Origin of the sequence: Flexivirga caeni (assembly GCF_003724155.1) — a bacterium.
GTDB lineage: Bacteria > Actinomycetota > Actinomycetes > Actinomycetales > Dermatophilaceae > Flexivirga > Flexivirga caeni.
Genome location: NZ_RJJQ01000051.1, coordinates 1 through 1065, shown reverse-complemented (window position 1 = coordinate 1065; position 1065 = coordinate 1). Strand labels below are relative to the sequence as shown.

Sequence of the window (1065 nt, the reverse complement as noted above, 5' to 3'; positions counted from 1 at the left end):
GAACTACTCATCAAAAATCAGGTTCCTCAACTCGCCCTGCAGGGGTCAACTTTGCTAACGGGCACTGGACTCAACTCACCTTGACACGCAGGGGGGCGGCGATGAAGGAGGCGGCTGACTTGCTGGGGATCGGTTCGGCCGAAACCCGTACGTAAGTGGGTTTGCGGCGTGCCGGAGGCGGCTGCGGCGTCGCAAGCGGCTGGCGAGGGCGGGGAAGTCACGCGGTTGCGTAAGGAGAACGCTGAGCTGAAACCGGCTAACCGGATCTTGTGAAGGCTGCGGCAAGTTTCTTCGCGGCCGAGATCGACCGGCCACACCGCTGATAGTGGAGTTCATCACCAGGGCAACCGGGTGGGTGCGGACGGTCTTGTCTGGTGTCGATCCGATGTGCCGGGTGCTCAGCGAGCCAGGGCCTGTTCAAAGTCAGCGTCTCGGCGCGCCGACAGCGTTCGGTTGGCTACACCCGGTATACGCGTCGGCGCTCGAGCAACCTGCGCAAACTCCGGATGCGCCGCGTTGAGGTCGCGTGCACTCGGCATCTACCATTCAGTAACATCACGAACTGGACGACTTTGAACTCGCCCTGCTCAGCGAGCATGGCCTGCGCATTGCCCCATCCATGGATTACGATCACATCCACGCGGGGCCGACGGCTCGTATGTTCGCTGATGCCCCGGTATTCGCTGCCTCGGTCGGCAGTGTCGGCGATAGCTACCCCCTGGCCGAGTCCGTGGACTCGGACTGCAAGAACGAGTTGGTCGACAACCGGCCCCTGATCCCAGGGGCCGCCAAGCTGTCCCTGGCGACCGCCGAATGGGTCACGTTCTACAACCAGGAACCGCCGCACAGCTACTGCGACGACATGACCCAAACCAGGCGGAGCAGTTCCACTACGATCGCCAACGTGCCCTCCTATCGGAGGCAGCACTCACAAATTAAGGTCTCCGGAAACGCCGGGATGGATCAGGGCACCGGAATTTGTCAAGATGTTTGGGGCCAGCGGTTCTTAAGCAGCTGGTTGTTGGTCCTCCTGTTCTTCCTCGGGTGGTTTGTTGATCCAGGCGT

The 1065-nt window shown here is 61.5% G+C and carries 2 pseudogenes; both read left to right on the top strand.

The annotated features are described in order from the left end of the window. Positions 1 to 225: 225 nt before the first annotated feature. Positions 226 to 412 (top strand): annotated as a pseudogene (locus EFY87_RS21435) (IS3-like element IS987 family transposase); the annotation flags it as partial. Between the two features lie 282 nt (positions 413 to 694). Then, positions 695 to 838, top strand: a pseudogene (locus EFY87_RS21430) (IS3 family transposase); the annotation flags it as partial. Positions 839 to 1065: the final 227 nt, after the last annotated feature.